Genomic DNA, 17,224 nt, shown 5'->3' with positions numbered 1-17,224 from the left:
TGATTCGGGCCGGCGGTGTCCGGGGCCGCCGCCGGCACATCCGCGCGGGAGGGGACGATGGACGCGACCGAGGCGCTGGCCCGGCGGCTGGCGGCGCTCCCGCCGTCCTGCGGTCCGGTGCGCCTGGTGGCGGTCGACGGCCACGCGGGCTCGGGGAAGTCCACGTTCACCGCCCGGCTGGCCGCGGCGCTGGGCGGCGCACCGGTGGTGCACACCGACGACCTGGCCAGCCACGAGGAGCTGTTCGGGTGGGCCGGGCGGCTGGGCACCGGGGTGCTGGAGCCGCTCTCCCGCGGCCGGACCGCCCGCTTCGCCGCCTACGACTGGGTGGCCGGCCGCTTCGCGGCGCCCCGCCGGGTGCCGCCGGCCGCGGTGGTGCTGCTGGAGGGGGTGGGCAGCGGTCGCCGCGCCGTCCGGCCGTACCTGGCCCACCTGTTGTGGATGGAGCTGCCCCGCGGCACCTCCTGGGCACGCGGCCGGCTGCGGGACGGACCGGCGCAGGCCGCGTTCTGGGACCGGTGGCGGCCGGCCGAGGAGGCCCACTTCGCCGCGGATCCCTCCCGCCCGTACGCGGACGCACTGGTACGGCAGCGGCCCACGGGGTACGAGGTGCTGCCGGGGCCGGCGGCGGAACGCTGAACACCCCAAGGCGTCACGGAGGGTGAGCGAGCCGCGTGGGACCCGCGAACCGGGTGTCCGACGCGCCGAGAGTGCCCCAACTCCGCTTGACCTGGGCCCCATACAGGTCTTACGTTCTCAATGCGCGGCTCGCCGGAGTCGCCCGACAACGCGAAGCCCCCGGTCGTTCCCCCGTGACCGGGGGCTTCGTCCATGACGCGGTCGTCCCTTTCACCCGCTTTGCCGTACATCGCCGCTCACGTTCCGTGATGACGCCGGTGGTGTCCCGCGACGGCCAACCGGGGCCGGAACCCTGTCGGCACCCTCGGCCCCCGCCGCGTACGCAGGTACGATGCGAACCGGTGCGGCCACCGGCCGCGCCGCACGGCACCGGCCCGGACCCGGGCGCGCGGCGCCCACCTCCGGGGGCGGTGGCGGGGGACGGACCCGGAAGAGGAGCACAGCGCCTTCTTTCGAGGGCTGCGGTGGGAGACGGACCGGGGAGATCCCCGGCCACGGCACGGTGGTTCAGGCAGGACGGCGGCCCGGCACCCGCCCGGCGGCACACCACGGGGGCACGGTTTGTGGGGGACGTGATGGACTTCGGCACCCAGGGCTCTCACGCCCCGGCCGATCTCGCGTGGCTGCGGGGGGTCGACGCCTACACCATGGGCGCGTACGCGCAGGCCGAGGAGGAGTTCCGGGCCGCGGTGCAGCACGATCCGGGGATGGCCGACGCATGGCTGGGGCTGCACGCCCTGCGGGCCGACACCTCGGCGGCGCTGCTGCACATGTACCGCCACCGGGACCGCTTCGGGGAGCAGCGCGCCCGGCACCGGCGCCCCCTCAACTCCTGGTACTGGCTGGGCTGGTGGGTGCAGCCGGTGCTGGAGAGCAGCCGCGACCTGGTGCTCGCGCACGCCTCGCACTGGCTCGACGGCCGGCACGTCCCCGAGCTGGACCGGGCCCTGGCGGCCTGTCCGCCGGTGGAGGCCGATCCGCAGGCCCGGTTCCTGCACGCCTGCCGCGCCTATCTGGTCAAGGACTGGGAGCAGTTGGTGCGGCACACCGAGCCGCTGCTGGACGATCCGCTGCTGGGCATCGAGGCCGGCCTGTTCGGCGGGATGGCCCGGGTCCGGCTGGAGATGTACAACCAGGCCGAGCCGCTGCTGGCCGCCGCCCTGATGCGATGCCGCAGCGAGCAGCCGCAGCGCAAGGAGCTGCGCTACTGGCTGGCCCGGGCCCACGAGGGCACCGGGCGGTCGGCCGCGGCGCTGCCGCTGTACCGGGCGGTGCACCGGATCGACGCCTCCTTCATGGACACCGCCGCCCGGCTGGCGGCGATATCCGAGGACGGCCTCGACGAGCCCGCGGACCTGGCCGCGGTACCGACCGCCGCGGGGGCCGGCCAGGACCTGCCGGAGGGGCGCGAGGGGATCGTCCCGGTCCCCGACCCGGAGTCCCCGGTGGCCGAGCCCGCCGACGGCCGGGAGGCCCGGCTGGCCGGTGCCGGCGGCCCGACGCCCCTCCTGCTGCCCACCGGGGCCGGTCCGGCGGACGGTCCCCGGGAGCGGGCGCCGCGTCCGGCGCGCCCGGGCCCGCCGGACCCGGAGCTGCTGGCGAGCGCGCTGCGCGAACTGGAGCGCATGGTCGGTCTGGAGCCGGTCAAGCGCCAGGTGCGGGCGCTGTCCGCGCAGCTGAACATGGCCCGGCTGCGGGCCGGTGAGGGCCTGCCGGTGCAGCCGCCCAAGCGCCATTTCGTCTTCTCCGGCCCCTCCGGCACCGGCAAGACCACCGTCGCCCGCATCCTGGGCCGGGTCTTCTACGCGCTCGGCCTGCTCGCCGGCGACCACCTGGTGGAGGCCGGCCGGGCGGACCTGGTGGGCGAGTACCTCGGCCAGACGGCGGTGAAGGCGAACGAGCTGATCGACTCGGCGCTCGGCGGGGTGCTCTTCGTGGACGAGGCGTACAGCCTGTCCAACTCCGGTTACAGCAAGGGCGACGCGTACGGCGACGAGGCCCTCCAGGTGCTGCTGAAGCGGGCCGAGGACAACCGGGACCGGCTGGTGGTGATCCTCGCCGGCTACCCGGAGGGCATGGACCGGCTGCTCGCCGCCAACCCGGGCCTGGGGTCCCGCTTCACCACGCGCGTGGACTTCCCCAGCTACCGCCCGGACGAACTCACCCGGATCGGTGAGGTGCTGGCCGCCGAGAACGGTGACCGGTGGGACGAGGAGGCGGTCGAGGAGCTGCGCAGCATCAGCGGCCACGTGGTGGAGCAGGGCTGGATCGACGAGCTGGGCAACGGCCGTTTCCTGCGCACCCTGTACGAGAAGAGCTGCGCCTACCGCGATCTGCGGCTGTCCGGGTGGACCGGGATACCCAGCCGCGACGACCTGGCGACGCTGCGGCTGCCGGACCTGATGCAGGCGTACGGCGAGGTGCTCTCCGGGCGCGGCCCGCTGGACCCGCCGCTGGGCCAGACGCCGTAGCGGGCCGCCGGGCGGCGTCCGCCGCGGGGCCCGGGAGCGCCGGGCGGCGTCGTGCCGCAGGGCCCTGCGGCCCCGGGGCCCGCGGCCGGGCCCGGGCCGGGCCCGGGCCGGGCCCAAGCCGGGGCGCCGAGGGGCGCCGCCGGGCGAGGGGAGCCGCCCGGACCGGGGGCCGCCGCCGGGTGAGGGAACCGCCCGGGAGCCAGGGGATGGCCGGCAACCCGCCGGCCGTGGCCGGGAGAAGGCGACTGGGTCCGCCGCCGGGCCGGGGCGGCCGCCGGCCGGGCCGAGCGCGAACAGGGCACCCGCCGGCCGGCCGCGGAGAACGCCGGGCACGTCGCACCCGGACGCGGCAGGCGCCGGTACGGCGGGGTGGCAGGCGCCGGGGCGGTGGTACGGCGGGGCGCACAGAGTCGTCCCCGCCGCCCCCGCCGTACCACCGACGGAACCGTCCCGGTGCGGTGCGCCGGTGGAAGACGGTCGCGACCGCGGGACGCTCACCGGTGCGGGCCTGCCGGACGCTCACCGGTGCGGTGGCCGGCGACCACCGGTGGCGATCACCGGCCACCGCACCGGTCCCGGATGCCGGTTCCGGGCGCCGGCTGCCCGCCGGCGCCCACTGACCGCCGTCCGCCGTCCGGCGTCCGGCAGCCCGCCGTCCGGCGGTCAGCCGACCATCTCGCGCTCCCCCGCCGGGGCCGGGGTGCCACCGGTGGGCGGCCCGCCGGGACCCGCCGGTGCGGGGGCGCCGTCCGCGGGAGCGCCGTCCGCGGCGGCGGGCGGCACCGGCGCGGCGGCGCCCGCCGGCCCGGTGTCCCGTCGCGGCGGCACCCGGTGGGCGGGGTCGCGCACCTCACCGACCAGCTTCTCCAGCACGTCCTCCAGCGCCACCAGGCCGAGCACCCGCCCGGAGGAGTCGGCGACCGCGGCGAGGTGGGCGGCCGCCCGGCGCATCACGGTCAGCGCGTCGTCCAGCGGGAGTTCGGCGCGCAGCGTGCCGATCGGCCGCCAGACGTGCTGCGGCACCGCCCGGTCCGGGTCCTCCAGGTCCAGCACGTCCTTGACGTGCAGGTACCCCATGAAGGCGCCGCCCGGCCCGCGGACCGGGAAGCGGGAGAAGCCGGTGGCGACGGTGAGTTCCTCGATCCGCCGGGGGGTGACCGCCGGATCGACGGTGACCAGGCCCGCCGGGTCCAGCAGGACGTCGGTGACCGGGCGGCTGCCCAGCTCCAGGGCGTCCGCGAGGCGTTCCTGCTCCACCGCCTCCAGCAGCCCCGCCTGGCGGGAGTCGGCCACCAGGTGGGTGAGCTGCTCGCTGGTGAAGACGGCCTCCACCTCGTCCTTGGGCTCGACCCGGAAGGCGCGCAGCACCAGCCGGGAGCAGGCTCCCAGCGCCACGGTGACCGGGCGGCACAGCCGGGCGAAGGCCACCAGGGCCGGCGACAGCCACAGGGCGGTCTTCTCCGGCGCGGCCATGGCGAGGTTCTTCGGGACCATCTCGCCGATGACCAGGTGGAGGCAGACCACGAGGGCGAGCGCGATGGCGTAACCGAGCGGGTGCACCAGCTGCCCGGGCAGGTGGACGGCGTGGAACGCCGGCTCCAGCAGATGGGCGACGGTCGGCTCGGCGACCGCGCCCAGCGTCAGCGAGCAAACGGTGATGCCGAACTGGGCGGCGGCCATCATCTGGGGCAGGTTCTCCAGGCCCGCCAGCACGGTGCGGGCGCGGGCGGAGGTGCCGGCGTGCTGCTCGATCTGGCTGCGGCGCACCGAGACCAGGGCGAACTCGGCGCCGACGAAGAAGCCGTTGGCGAGCACCAGCAGCAGGGCGAAGAGCAGCTGTACCGCGGTCATCGCTCGGCCCCCACGGTGACCGGGGCGGCGGCGGTGCGCAGGATGCGCACCCGCTCCGCGCGGTGGTGGCCCACCTGCCGGACGGCCAGCTTCCAGCCGGCCAGTTCGGCGGTGTCGCCGGGGGCGGGGATGCGGGCGAGCAGGTCGGCGACGAGCCCGGCCACCGTCTCGTACGGCCCGTCGGGGACCGGCAGGCCGATGGCGCGCAGGGCGTCCACCCGGCAGCCGCCGTCCGCCTCCCACACGGCCCGGCCGTCCTCGGTGGGCAGCGGGGTCAGGTCGGGGGTGTCGGCGGACTCGTCGTCGTGCTCGTCACGCACCTCGCCCACCAGTTCCTCCACGATGTCCTCCAGGGTGACGACCCCGGCGGTGCCGCCGTACTCGTCGACGACCACCGCTATCGGCTGCTCGTCGCGCAGCCGCTCCAGCAGCGGCTGGACCGGCAGGGTCTCGGGGACCAGCAGCGCGGGGCGGGCGATCCGGCCCACCGGGGTGCGCAGCCGCCGTGCGGCGGGCACCGCCAGGGCGTCCTTGAGGTGCACCATGCCGACGACCTCGTCGAGCCGCTCGCGGTAGACCGGGAAGCGGGACAGGCCGGTGGCCCGGGTGAGGTTGAGCACGTCCGCGGCGGTGGCCGTGGACTGCAGGGCGCTGACCCGCACCCGGGGGGTCATCACGTGCTGGGCGGTCAGCTCGCCGAGCGAGAGGGTCCGTACGAACAGGTCGGCGGTGTCCTGCTCCAGCGCCCCGGCGCGGGCCGAGTGGCGGGCGAGCGAGACCAGTTCGCCGGGGGTGCGCGCGGAGGCGAGTTCCTCGGTGGGTTCCACGCCCAGGGTGCGCACCAGCCGGTTGGCGACGGAGTTCAGCGCGGCGATCATCGGGCGGAAGAAGCGGGCGAAGGCGTACTGCGGGCCGGCCACGAAGCGCGCGACCTGCATCGGCCGGGAGACCGCCCAGTTCTTCGGGACGAGTTCGCCGATGACCATCTGGACCGCGGAGGCCAGCAGCATGCCGATGACCACGGCGACGCCGGGGACCACGCCGCCGGGCAGCCCGGCGGCGGTGAGCGGTCCGGTCAGCAGCCGGCCGAGCGCCGGCTGGGCGAGCATCCCGATGACCAGGGAGGTGATGGTGATGCCCAGTTGCGTCCCGGAGAGCTGGAAGGACAGCTCGCGCAGGGCCCGGGTGACGGTACGGGCCCGCCGGTCGCCCTCGGCGGCGGCGCGTTCGGCGTCCGCCCGCTCCACGGTGACCAGGCCGAACTCGGCGGCGACGAAGAATCCGTTGGCGAGGATGAGGAGTAGTGCCGCCAGGAGCAGCACGAGGGAGAGCGTGAGACTCATGCCGCCGCCCGAGGACGAGGGGCGGCGCAGGTACTACAGGACGATCCGTCCATCGCTGGAGGGACTCACTCCTTTGGGTAGCAGGGAGCCCGGTGCCGGGCGGGGCGCTTCACGCGCCCCGCCCAACAGAGTAATCACGACGATCAGCCGCGCGAAGACGTGCCGTATTCCTCGGCGAGCGCGCGCAGGGTCCTGGCGTCGCCGATGGCCTGCTGCCTGGCGATGCCGGGCTGGATGCCCATGGCCGGGTAGCTGGTGCCGTCGGCGAGGTCCAGGTACACCCACGGGTCGCCCGTCCGCAGGTTGACGCGGATCACTTCGGGCCAGGTCAGGCGGCGGGTGGTGGTGAGGTTGATCACCGTCACCCCGTCCCGGTCGGCGACCACCTTGGGGCGGCTGAGGACCATCAGGCCGCCGAAGAACAGGCCGCCGGTGAAGATGAAGCTGATCCGCTCCCCCGGGCTGAGCCGGTCCAGCAGCACCGCGACCGCGGCGAGGACGAGGAACATCAGGATGCCGATGGTCACCAGGACCACCCGGGTGCGGGTGGGCCGGAAGACCACCGGAAGGTCGGGCAGGGGGGCGGAGGCGGACACGGCGTCGGAACTCTCGTCGGCGGCTGGGGTGGCGGAGGTCACAGGCGGGCGGCGTGGATGCCGGTGGTGAGGATCGCGCGGGCGCCCAGGTCGTACAGCTCGTCCATGATGCGCTGGGCGTCCTTGGCGGGCACCATCGAGCGGACCGCGACCCAGCCCTCGTGGTGCAGCGGGGAGACGGTCGGGGACTCCAGTCCGGGGGTGAGCGCGACCGCGCGCTCGACGTGCTCCACCCGGATGTCGTAGTCCATCATCACGTACCGGCGGGCGACCAGGACGCCCTGCATGCGGCGGAGGAACTGCTGGACCTTGGGGTCGTCGGCGGGGGCGCCGGTGCGCCGGATGACGACCGCCTCGGACTCCAGGATGGGCTCGCCGATGATCTCCAGTCCGGCGTTGCGCAGGGTGGTGCCGGTCTCCACCACGTCCGCGATGATCTCGGCGACGCCGAGCTGGATGGCGGTCTCCACGGCCCCGTCGAGCCGGACGACGGAGGCGTCCACGCCGTGGTCGGCGAGGTGCTTGGAGACCAGGCCGGAGAAGGAGGTGGCCACCGTCATGCCGTTGAAGTCGGTCACGTCCTTGGCGGTGCCGGGGCGGGTGGCGTAGCGGAAGGTGGAGGAGGCGAAGCCCAGCTGCATGATCTCCTCGGCCCGGGAGCCGGAGTCCAGCAGCAGGTCGCGGCCGGTGATGCCGATGTCGAGGCGGCCGGAGCCGACGTACACGGCGATGTCGCGCGGGCGCAGGAAGAAGAACTCGACCTCGTTGTCGGTGTCGACCAGGACGAGTTCCCTGCGGTCCTTGCGCTGCCGGTAGCCCGCCTCATGGAGCATCGCCGACGCAGGCTCGGACAGTGAACCCTTGTTGGGGACGGCGATGCGCAGCATGGTGGCGACTTCCTTACCTGATGTCGGGGCTGGGCTGGCTGGGCTGGGCGGTACGGGCGGCCGGGTCCGGTCCGCCGGACGGCGAGCGCGGCGGCCGGGCCGGTGCCCCGGCGGCCGGGCACGCGCGGGGTGCCCGGGCTGCCGGGGGCGGTGGAACGGTAGGGACCGGGGAGCGGATCAGAGATGAGCGTATACGTCGTCCAGGGAGATGCCCCGGGCCACCATCATCACCTGAAGGTGGTACAGCAGCTGGGAGATCTCCTCGGCGGTGCGGTCCGCGCCCTCGTGCTCGGCCGCCATCCACACCTCCGCCGCCTCCTCGACGACCTTCTTGCCGATCGCATGCACACCCTTGTCCACCAGCTCGGCGGTACGGGAGGTGCTGGGGTCGCCGGTGGCGGCCTTCTGCTGGAGCTCGGCGAAGAGCTCCTCGAATGTCTTGTTGGCCATGGTGGTCCTAGCCTACTTCTCCCCCGGGGCCGGCCGGTGCCGGGGCCCGGCGCGGCGCCCCCCGGCGGCGCGGGAACCGGCCCGGGGGCACGAGGCCGCCGGGGCCGGCCGCCGGGTCAGCGCCAGGGCTCGGAGACGGTGCGCAGGGTAGTGGCGGTGGCGACGGCCGCGGTGACCGCCTCGTGGCCCTTGTCCTCGCTGGACCCGGGCAGCCCGGCGCGGTCCAGCGCCTGCTCCTCGGTGTCGCAGGTGAGCACCCCGAAGCCGATGGGGACACCGGTGTCCACGCTGACCTGGGTCAGTCCCTGGGTGACGCCCTGGCAGACGTATTCGAAGTGCGGGGTGCCGCCCCGGATGACGACGCCGAGGGCGACCACCGCGTCGTAGCCGCGGCCGGCCAGCACCTTCGCCACCACCGGAAGCTCGAAGCTGCCGGGGACGCGCAGCACGGTCGGTTCGTCGATGCCGAGTTCGCCGAGCGCGCGCAGTGCGCCGGCCACCAGACCGTCCATCACCTGGGTGTGCCACTGCGCCGCGATCACGGCCACGCGCAGGTCACCGCAGTTCTTCACGGTCAGCTCGGGGGCGCCCTTGCCGCTCATGTCTCTCCTTGCCGTACGGGTCGGTACTGGTCGTGCTGGGGGGGGCGGGGGTCAGGGGCGGCCGGCGGCGCTGACCGGCGCCTCCCGTCCGGCGGCCACAGGGTACGTGCCGTCCCCGGCGAGGGTGTGCCGGTCGGCGTCGAGCCAGGGCAGGTCGTGGCCCATCCGGTCCCGCTTGGTGCGCAGGTAGCGCAGGTTGTGCTCGCCGGCCTGGACCGGCATCGGCTCGCGCCGGGTGACCCGCAGGCCGTGCCGCACCATGGCGGCGGTCTTCTCCGGGTTGTTGGTCATCAGCCGCAGCGAGCGCACGCCGAGGTCGGTGAGCATCTGCGCGGCGGCCGCGTAGTCGCGGGCATCGGCCGGCAGGCCCAGTTCCAGGTTGGCGTCGAGGGTGTCCCGGCCGCGCTCCTGGAGCTGGTAGGCGCGCAGCTTGGACAGCAGCCCGATGCCGCGGCCCTCGTGTCCGCGCAGGTACAGGACCACGCCGCGCCCCTCGGTGGCGACGCGCTCCAGCGCGGTGTTCAGCTGCGGGCCGCAGTCGCACCGCAGCGACCCGAAGACGTCGCCGGTGAGGCACTCGGAGTGGACCCGCACCAGGACGTCCTCGCCGTCCCCGAGGTCCCCGGCGACCAGCGCCACGTGCTCCACACCGTCGGTGGTGGAGCGGTAGCCGACGGCGCGGAAGTCGCCGGCCGCGGTGGGCAGCCGGGTCTCCGCCTCGCGGCGCACGGTGGGTTCCGCGGAGCGGCGGTAGGCGATCAGGTCCTCGATGGAGATGATGGCCAGGCCGTGCTTGCGGGCGAAGGGAACCAGCTCCGGCAGGCGGAGCATCACGCCGTCCTCACCGGCGATCTCCACGATCGCGGCGGCCGGACGCAGGCCGGCCAGCCGGGCGAGGTCCACGCCCGCCTCGGTGTGGCCGTTGCGGACCAGGACGCCGCCGGGACGGGCGCGCAGCGGAAAGACGTGGCCGGGGCGGCTGAAGTCGGCGGGCACGCTGGTGGGGTCGGCGAGCAGGCGCAGGGTGGTGGCCCGGTCCGCGGCGGAGATGCCGGTGCCCACGCCGTGGGCGGCGGTGGCGTCGACCGAGACGGTGAAGGCGGTGCGCATCGACTCGGTGTTCTGCCGCACCATCTGCGGCAGCTCCAGCCGGTCCAGGTCGGCACCCTCCAGGGTGGCGCAGATCAGGCCGCGGCACTCGCTCATCATGAAGGCGACGATCTCGGGGGTCACCTTCTCGGCGGCCACCACGAGGTCGCCCTCGTTCTCCCGGTCCTCGTCGTCGACGACGACCACCGGGCGGCCGGCGGCGATCTCGGCGATCGCCCGCTCGACGGGGTCCAGTACCAGGTCGTCGGTCCAGTTCCGTACCTGCGGCAGGACGGTCATGCCCGGCCTCCTTCGTTGACGTGCCAGTGGTGCGCGCCGGTGACCTGCCCGGCGTGGGCGGGGGCGGGCCGGTGGCCCGCGGCCCGCCGCGGACTGCCGGTCATCCGACCGGGTCCTTCCTCCCGGGGCCGTACGCGGTGCCGTACGCGCCCTGGCCCAGCATCCGCTCCACGTACTTGGCGATGACGTCGACCTCCAGGTTGACCGGGTCACCGGACTGCTTGGTGCCGAGCGTGGTGAGGGCGAGGGTGGTGGGGATGAGGCTGACGGTGAAGTACTCGTCGGCGGCCTCGACGACGGTCAGGCTGATGCCGTCCACGGTGATCGAGCCCTTCTCCACCACGTAGCGGGTGAGGGCGGGCGGCAGGGAGATCTTCACGATCTCCCAGTGCTCGGCCGGGGTGCGCCCGAGGATGGTGCCGGTGCCGTCCACGTGGCCCTGGACGAGGTGGCCGCCGAGCCGCCCGCCGAGGGCCATGGGCCGCTCCAGGTTGACGCGGGAGCCGGGCCGCAGGGCGCCGAGGGAGGACCGCTTGAGGGTCTCGGCCATCACGTCGGCGGTGAACTCGCCGTCGGCGGTGTCCACCACGGTCAGACACACGCCGTTGACCGCGATGGAGTCGCCGTGCCGGGCGCCCTCGGTGACCAGGGGGCCGCGGAGCCGGAAGCGGGAGGCGTCGGCGAGTTCCTCGACGGCGACGACTTCACCCAGTTCTTCAACGATGCCCGTGAACACGTCAGTTCTCCTCGGAGTGGGTCGGGACGGCGGGTGGTGCGGGTACGGCGGTGATGCGCAGGTCCGGGCCGAGCCGGACGACGTCGGTCACCTCCAGGCGCAACGCCTGGCCGATGGTGGTGATTCCGGCGCCGGACAGGGCGGCGGGGCCGTCGCCGAGGAGCGCCGGGGCGAGGTAGCCGATGATCCGGTCCACGGCTCCGGCCGCGAGGAACGCGCCGGCCAGCCGGGGGCCGCCCTCCAGCAGCAGTGAGCGGACGCCCCGCTCGTACAGCGCCCCGAGCAGGGCGCCGAGGTCCAGTCCGGGGCCGCCGGCGGCGCGCGGCAGCCGCAGCACGGTGGCGGGCGTGCCGTCCAGGTGGGTGGTGTCGGTGTCCCGGGCGACGGCGATCAGGGTGGGCGCGGAGCCGTCCAGGACCCGGGCGCCGGGGTGGACGGCGGTGCCGCCGGAGTCGAGCACCACGCGCAGCGGCTGGTTGGTGGCGGGGTCGCCGGTGCGGGCGGACAGCTGCGGGTCGTCGGTCCGGGCGGTGCCGGAACCGACCAGTACGGCGTCGGCCTCGGCGCGCAGCCGCTGCACATCGGCGCGGGACTCGGGGGAGGTGATCCAGCGGCTGGTGCCGTCCGCCGCGGCGCTGCGGCCGTCCAGGGTGGCCGCGTACTTCCACACGACATGGGGGCGGTGGCGGGCGACGGCGGTCAGCCACGCCTCGTTGCCGGCCGCCGCCTCCGCGGCGAGCACCCCGCCCTCCACGTCGAGCCCGGCGGCGAGCAGGGTGCCGGCCCCGCCGGTGGCGGCGGGGGTGGGGTCGGCGACGGCGTAGACCACGCGGGCGACGCCGGCGGCGATCAGGGCCTGGCTGCAGGGGCCGGTGCGGCCGGTGTGGTCGCACGGTTCCAGGGTGACCACGGCGGTGCCGCCGCGGGCCCGTTCGCCGGCCGCGCGCAGCGCGTTCACCTCGGCGTGCGGACCGCCGGCCCGCTCGTGCCAGCCCTCGCCCGCGGGTTCGCCGCGGGCGTCGAGGACGACGCAGCCGACGACCGGGTTGGGGCTGGTGTGGCCGAGGCCGCGGGTGGCGAGGCCGATGGCACGGCGCATCGCGTCGATCTCTGCTGCGGTGGCCACCGGGTCCTCCTGCCGTGTGGGGCACGGACTCCGGGGCGTCGGGGAAACCGACGGTGAGCGGGTCGAGGTCTCACCACGGGGGTACGCCGCGACCGCGCGGCAGGGCACCGTCCCGGTGCGTACGGGAACGGGCCGCCGACGGCGGCGTACCGGTGTCACTCGCCCGCCGCGCACTGCCTCCCATCCGGACTTTCACCGTCGGTCCAGGAGTTTCACCTGGTCAACCGGCCGCTGGCTGCGGACGGGTCGCGGACTGTAACCGCCGGTTCGGATTTTCACCGACCCCGGAGTGCGCTGACGTCACTGGTACCCGACCAGTGTGCCACGCAGCGCCGAACGGGGTGGACCGGCGGTGGTGTGGCCTGTCTCACCCGGTTGACGCCGTGACGCCGGGCGGGGCCGCCGGCCGGGGCGTCCGGGCGGGGGCGGCGCGGGCGGGTGTGAAGGGCGGGCGTGAGGGGTGGGGTGAGCAGGCGGGCGGGCGCGGGCGTGCGTGCGCCGGTGGAGGTGAGGGGGTGGCGGTGGCGGTCGCGCCCGGCGGGTCGGGAGGGGCCGGGGGCGGGGTCGACGGCGGACGGAAGGGGCCGGACGGGCGGACGGCAGGGGAGGTGCCGGACCGGAGTGGCGCGGCGCCGGTCGCGGGCGCGGCCGGTGGTGCCCTGGGCAGTGGGCGGCACCCCGGTCGTGCGCCTGGAAAAAGTGGCCGGGCACCAAGCCCGGAGGTGTCGCGGGGCGGCGGCACGCGCGGCCGGGGCGCCGGGCCCGGTGCCGATGCCGGTGGGGCGGCGAGCACGGTGCCGTGGGGGCGGCAGGCAGGGTGCCGTGGGGGCGGCCTTTTCCGGTTTCCCGCGGGCGTCCGGTGGCGTAGCGTCCGGTGGGTTGACGCGGCACGCGCGTGCGGGAGGGCGACGAGTACATGGCGAGCAGGCAGGACGGCGCCGGGACGCCGGGGATGGCGGCGGTCCGGCGGGCGCGGATCGCGGTGGCCGCGGTGTTCGCCGTCCACGGTGCGGTCACCGGCAGCTTCGCCACCCGTATCCCGTGGATCTCCGAACGGCTGGACGTCAGCGCCGGCCAGCTGGGGCTGGCCCTCGCCTTCCCGGCCATCGGCGCCTCGGTGGCGATGCCGCTGGCCGGGCGGATCAGCCACCGGTTCGGGGCCCGGGTGGCGCTGCGCGGGCTGCTGGCGCTGTGGTGCCTGTCGCTCGTCCTGCCCCCGTTCGCGCCCGGCCTGGTGTGGCTGTGCGGTGCGCTGTTCGTCTACGGCGCGACCGCGGGCATGTCGGACGTGGCGATGAACGCGCTGGGCGTGGAGATCGAGGACCGGCTGGGGCGGCCGGTGATGTCCGGGCTGCACGGCATGTGGAGCGTGGGCGCCCTGGTGGGGTCGGCGGCGGGCACGGTCGCCGCGCACGCCGGCTCCGACGCCCGGCTGCACCTGACGGTGACCGCCGCGGTGCTGACCGTGCTGGGCGTGGTGGCCTGCCGGTGGGTGCTCGATCCGCGCGACGCCGGTGCGGACGGTGCGGCGGGCCGGGCGGGTGCGCCGGACGAGGAGCCGCCGCCGCGGTTCGCGCTCCCGCCGCGCTCCGCGCTGGCGATCGGCGCGGTGGGCTTCTGCGCGGTGTTCGCCGAGGGGGCGAGCCTGGACTGGTCGGCGGTGTACCTGCGGGACGTGCTGGACTCCTCGCCAGGTGTGGCGGCGGCCTGCACCACCGCCTTCGCCTGCACCATGGCCGTCGCCCGGCTGCTCGGCGACGCGGCCGTCGCGCGGCTGGGCCCGGTGCGCACGGTCCGCTCCGGCGGGGTGCTCGCCACGGTCGGCGGCATCCTGGTGGTCACCGCCCCGTCGGCCGGCTTCGCGGTCGGCGGGTTCGGGCTGATCGGCCTGGGGATCGCGGTGGTGGTGCCGCTGGCGTTCGCCGCCGCCGGCCGCAGCGGCCCGGCCCCGAGCCAGGCGATCGCGGGCGTGGCCACCATCACCTACACCTCGGGCCTGATCGCCCCGGCGGCCATCGGCTCGCTCGCCGACGCCACCTCGCTGACGGTGTCGTTCGGCCTGGTCACCGTGCTGGCCCTGGGACTGGTGGCGGGCGCGGGCGTACTCCGAGCTGATGGCCGCGACGTCCGCGGCGGCGGCCCCGGCACGGCCCTCCCGGCCACCGGCGGCGGTGCCGGCACCACCGCCGACCCGGACACCGCCTCGGACGCCGGCGGCGCGGCCGGCCGGGACGGCACGGAGCGCGGCGCGTCCGGCCGGGAGGCACTGGACTGAGCCGGCGGCGGGCCCGCTGCGCCGGCGGGCCGGGACGGGCGGGGCCGGGGGCCCGCGATGTCCGGCGCGTCCCGCCGCGCCGGTGCCGACGGCCCGCCTCTCCCGCCGTACTCCCTCGCGTGACGGTACGGGGTCGCCCGGGCCCCGGCAGGGCACCAGGCGGGCCCCGCTCACCGGCCCGAACCCGGCGGCCCCTACGAGACAGCCCGTCCCCGGCCGCCCGTACCGGACGGGCGGGAGTTGCGGGCCCGGACCGTTCTGCCGGGCTGCGACCCGACCCCGTACCTCCACCGTGGATCGGGGCCCCCGGGTGCGTCCGTCGGGAGGATCGGGGGTGCGACCGCGGGAACTGGCCAGCCGAGCATCATGAACCGGCCACTACCATGGCTCCGATTTCCTCGAACACCCCCCGAACGGATGAAGTGGAGCAGTCATGGGCCTGGGCGTGCGCTGGACCCTGCACGGCGACGGGCGCACCCCCGCCCCCGGAGCCGTGGTCCGGCCTGATGAGCGGCTGTCCTGGCCGCGGACGGCCGGGCTGGGCGCACAGCATGTCGTCGCGATGTTCGGTGCGTCGTTCGTCGCACCGGTACTGATGGGGCTGGACCCCAACCTGGCGATCATGATGTCCGGTGTCGCCACCATGCTGTTCCTGCTGGCCACCCGGGGCCGGGTGCCCAGTTACCTCGGCTGCAGCCTCTCCTTCGTCGGGGTGGCGGCGGTGATCCGGGCCCAGGGCGGCGGGAGCGCCGCGATCACCGGCGCGATCCTGGTGGTCGGCGCGGTGCTGCTGCTGAGCGGGCTCGCCGTCCAGCGGTTCGGCGCCCGCATCATCCACGCGGTGATGCCGCCGGTGGTCACCGGTGCGGTGGTGATGCTCATCGGGTTCAACCTGGCGCCGGTGACGGCGAGCACCTACTGGCCCACCGACCAGTGGACGGCGCTGCTGACCATGCTCTTCACCGGGCTGGCCGTGGTGTGTCTGCGGGGCTTCTGGTCGCGGATCGCGATCTTCCTGGGGCTGGTCTTCGGCTATCTGCTCTCCTGGGCGCTGGACCGCGTCTTCGGCAAGATCCACTCGGTGAACGGCGGCCCGGAGGCCGTGGACCACTGGCGGCTGGACCTGTCGGCGGTGGGCCGGGCGGACTGGATCGGGCTGCCGGACCTGCACGCTCCCGCCTTCGAGTGGTCCGCGATCCTGGTCGCGCTGCCGGTGGTCATCGCGCTGATCGCGGAGAACGCCGGCCACGTGAAGGCCGTCGGCGAGATGATCGGCGACCCGCTCGACGACAAGCTGGGCACCGCGATCTCGGCGGACGGCGTGGCCACCGTGCTGTCCACCTCGGTGGGCGGCCCGGCCACCACCACCTACTCGGAGAACATCGGCGTCATGGCGGCCACCCGGGTGTACTCCACCGCGGCCTACTGGGCCGCCGCCTGCTTCGCGCTGCTGTTCGGGCTCTGCCCGAAGTTCGGGGCCGTGGTCGCCGCGATCCCCGGTGGTGTGCTGGGCGGCATCACGGTGATCCTGTACGGCATGATCGGGCTGCTGGGCGCGCAGATCTGGGTGCACAACAAGGTGGACCTGCGGAACCCGCTCAACCTGGTGCCGGTGGCGGCCGGGGTCATCATCGGCGTGGGCGGTGTGAGCCTGAAGATCAGTGACAACTTCGAGCTGGGCGGCATCGCGCTGGGCACCATCGTGGTGATCACCGGCTACCACGTGCTCCGCGCCCTGGCCCCGGCCCACCTCAAGCAGCAGGAGCCGCTGCTGGACTCCGGCACCAGCGCCTACGACAAGGGCGCCGCCGGGTCCTGACCGGCCGCCCCTCACGGACCCGCCGGCCCCCGGTGCCGGCGCGCCTCACCCCGCTCGCGGGGCGCGGCGCGTCAGCCCGGGGGCCGCTCCGTTGGCCCTTTCCGGGGAAGTCCGGGCGCGCGCCCGGACCGGGCCGGTCCGGCGCTGGGACGCTGGCCGGCATGGAATCGACCGGAGAGCGGACCCGGCCGGGCGCCGTGGTGCCGGCCCCGCCGGCCCCGCCGTCCGGGCCGCCGGAGCGGCACGGGGTGGCCCGGGTGGTGGCGCGGATGCGCGGGATCGGCGCGGAGCTGCCCGTCCGGGACGGGGTGGCGGTCTTCAACCGGGTGTACCTGTCGGTCACGGCGGAGGTGGAGCACCGGCTGGGCGGCCGGTACTTCCGCGACCCGGCGGTCGCCGGGGACCTGACGGTACGGTTCGCCGAGCGCTATCTGGCCGCGGTGGACGCCGTCGCGGCGGGCCGGCGCGCCCCCGCCTGCTGGCGCCCGCTGTTCCAGCTGCGCAGCCACCCCGGCGTCAGCTCGCCGCAGTTCGCGCTGGCCGGCGTCAACGCGCACATCGGCCACGACCTGGCGCTGGCCCTGGTGGACACCTGCCGGGCCCGCGGTCTGGAGCCGGCGGCGCTGGAGGCGGAATTCGACCTCGTCGGCGAGCTGCTGACCGGGCTGGAGGAGCGGGTCCGGGAGGAGCTGATGCCCGGCCCGGACCTGCTGGACCTCGCCGATCCGCTCACCCATCTGGTGGGGGCGTGGAGCCTGGAGCGGGCGCGGGACGCGGCGTGGGCGGCGTTCCGCGCCCTGTGGGGCCTGCGCGGCCTGCCGGAGCTGGCCGAGGAGCTCGCCGGGCGGATCGACGCGAGCGTCGGCATGGTCGGCCGCTTCCTGCTCACGCCGCTGACCCGGCCCGCTCCGGTACCGGGCTGACGTCCGCCGGCGCCCCGTGGCGGGGCATGGCTGCGGGCCGCCGCCACGCGCCCTCGCGGCGTGGCGGCGGCCCCGGATCGGGAGGCCCGGCGGCCCCGGGTCGGAGGCCCGGCGGTG

The 17,224-nt window shown here is 75.6% G+C and carries 14 protein-coding genes and 1 riboswitch; of the genes, 5 read left to right on the top strand and 9 right to left on the bottom strand.

All coding sequences use genetic code 11. From position 1 onward, the window contains the following. Positions 1–57: 57 nt before the first annotated feature. Together IHE55_RS25855 and IHE55_RS25850 are read left to right on the top strand one after the other, a co-directional pair. A complete protein-coding gene (locus IHE55_RS25855; protein ID WP_197991223.1) occupies positions 58–639 on the top strand; it encodes a uridine kinase family protein in 582 nt (193 codons plus the stop codon). A gap of 575 nt (positions 640–1,214) precedes the next feature. Then, entirely contained in the window at positions 1,215–3,110 is a 1,896-nt protein-coding gene (locus IHE55_RS25850; RefSeq protein ID WP_197991222.1) for an AAA family ATPase, read from the top strand. A gap of 663 nt (positions 3,111–3,773) precedes the next feature. Here the strand turns inward: IHE55_RS25850 and IHE55_RS25845 are convergent. The 9 genes from IHE55_RS25845 to ribD form a co-directional block, all read right to left on the bottom strand. After that, the gene (locus tag IHE55_RS25845) at positions 3,774–4,961 is read right to left on the bottom strand and encodes a hemolysin family protein (protein WP_197991221.1); all 1,188 of its coding nucleotides are present in this window, start codon (positions 4,959–4,961) and stop codon (positions 3,774–3,776) included. Further along, positions 4,958–6,304, bottom strand: a complete 1,347-nt coding sequence (locus IHE55_RS25840; RefSeq protein ID WP_197991220.1) for a hemolysin family protein — start codon at positions 6,302–6,304, stop codon at positions 4,958–4,960. Before IHE55_RS25840 ends, IHE55_RS25845 begins: the two co-directional genes overlap by 4 nt. Before the next feature lie 143 nt (positions 6,305–6,447). Then, positions 6,448–6,942 carry a PH domain-containing protein gene (locus IHE55_RS25835; protein ID WP_372442728.1) on the bottom strand — a complete coding sequence of 165 codons (495 nt, stop codon included), beginning with the start codon at positions 6,940–6,942 and terminating at the stop codon, positions 6,448–6,450. Beyond that, positions 6,939–7,787, bottom strand: a complete 849-nt coding sequence (gene hisG, locus IHE55_RS25830; RefSeq protein WP_197991219.1) for an ATP phosphoribosyltransferase — start codon at positions 7,785–7,787, stop codon at positions 6,939–6,941. Before hisG ends, IHE55_RS25835 begins: the two co-directional genes overlap by 4 nt. A 177-nt stretch (positions 7,788–7,964) precedes the next feature. Beyond that, positions 7,965–8,237 (bottom strand): phosphoribosyl-ATP diphosphatase, encoded by a 273-nt coding sequence (locus tag IHE55_RS25825; RefSeq protein ID WP_197991218.1) that lies wholly within the window; start codon positions 8,235–8,237, stop codon positions 7,965–7,967. Between the two features lie 116 nt (positions 8,238–8,353). Beyond that, positions 8,354–8,839, bottom strand: a complete 486-nt coding sequence (gene ribH / locus IHE55_RS25820; protein WP_197991217.1) for a 6,7-dimethyl-8-ribityllumazine synthase — start codon at positions 8,837–8,839, stop codon at positions 8,354–8,356. 51 nt (positions 8,840–8,890) lie between these two features. Beyond that, positions 8,891–10,228 carry a bifunctional 3,4-dihydroxy-2-butanone-4-phosphate synthase/GTP cyclohydrolase II gene (locus IHE55_RS25815; RefSeq protein WP_197991216.1) on the bottom strand — a complete coding sequence of 446 codons (1,338 nt, stop codon included), beginning with the start codon at positions 10,226–10,228 and terminating at the stop codon, positions 8,891–8,893. A 100-nt stretch (positions 10,229–10,328) separates the two neighbouring features. Further along, positions 10,329–10,964, bottom strand: coding sequence for a riboflavin synthase (locus IHE55_RS25810; RefSeq protein ID WP_197991215.1), 636 nt, complete (start codon positions 10,962–10,964; stop codon positions 10,329–10,331). A 1-nt stretch (position 10,965) separates the two neighbouring features. Beyond that, complete coding sequence (gene ribD, locus IHE55_RS25805) at positions 10,966–12,090, bottom strand: bifunctional diaminohydroxyphosphoribosylaminopyrimidine deaminase/5-amino-6-(5-phosphoribosylamino)uracil reductase RibD (RefSeq protein ID WP_197991214.1); 1,125 nt, start codon at positions 12,088–12,090, stop codon at positions 10,966–10,968. A 166-nt stretch (positions 12,091–12,256) separates the two neighbouring features. Then, a riboswitch (FMN riboswitch) is annotated at positions 12,257–12,387 on the bottom strand. A 619-nt stretch (positions 12,388–13,006) separates the two neighbouring features. On the opposite strand from ribD, the gene IHE55_RS25800 reads away from it, so the two are divergent. From IHE55_RS25800 to IHE55_RS25790, 3 genes are all read left to right on the top strand, one after another. Next, the gene (locus IHE55_RS25800) at positions 13,007–14,365 is read left to right on the top strand and encodes an MFS transporter (protein ID WP_232265699.1); all 1,359 of its coding nucleotides are present in this window, start codon (positions 13,007–13,009) and stop codon (positions 14,363–14,365) included. 433 nt (positions 14,366–14,798) lie between these two features. Next, positions 14,799–16,184 (top strand): uracil-xanthine permease family protein, encoded by a 1,386-nt coding sequence (locus IHE55_RS25795; protein ID WP_197991213.1) that lies wholly within the window; start codon positions 14,799–14,801, stop codon positions 16,182–16,184. Between the two features lie 269 nt (positions 16,185–16,453). Next, a complete protein-coding gene (locus IHE55_RS25790; protein WP_197992251.1) occupies positions 16,454–17,107 on the top strand; it encodes a DUF5995 family protein in 654 nt (217 codons plus the stop codon). The last annotated feature ends 117 nt before the right edge of the window (positions 17,108–17,224 follow it).

Origin of the sequence: Streptomyces pactum (genome assembly GCF_016031615.1) — a bacterium.
Classification (GTDB): Bacteria; Actinomycetota; Actinomycetes; order Streptomycetales; family Streptomycetaceae; genus Streptomyces; species Streptomyces pactus.
The sequence above is the reverse complement of the archived record's forward strand: the minus strand, read 5'-3'. Positions and strand labels throughout refer to the sequence as shown.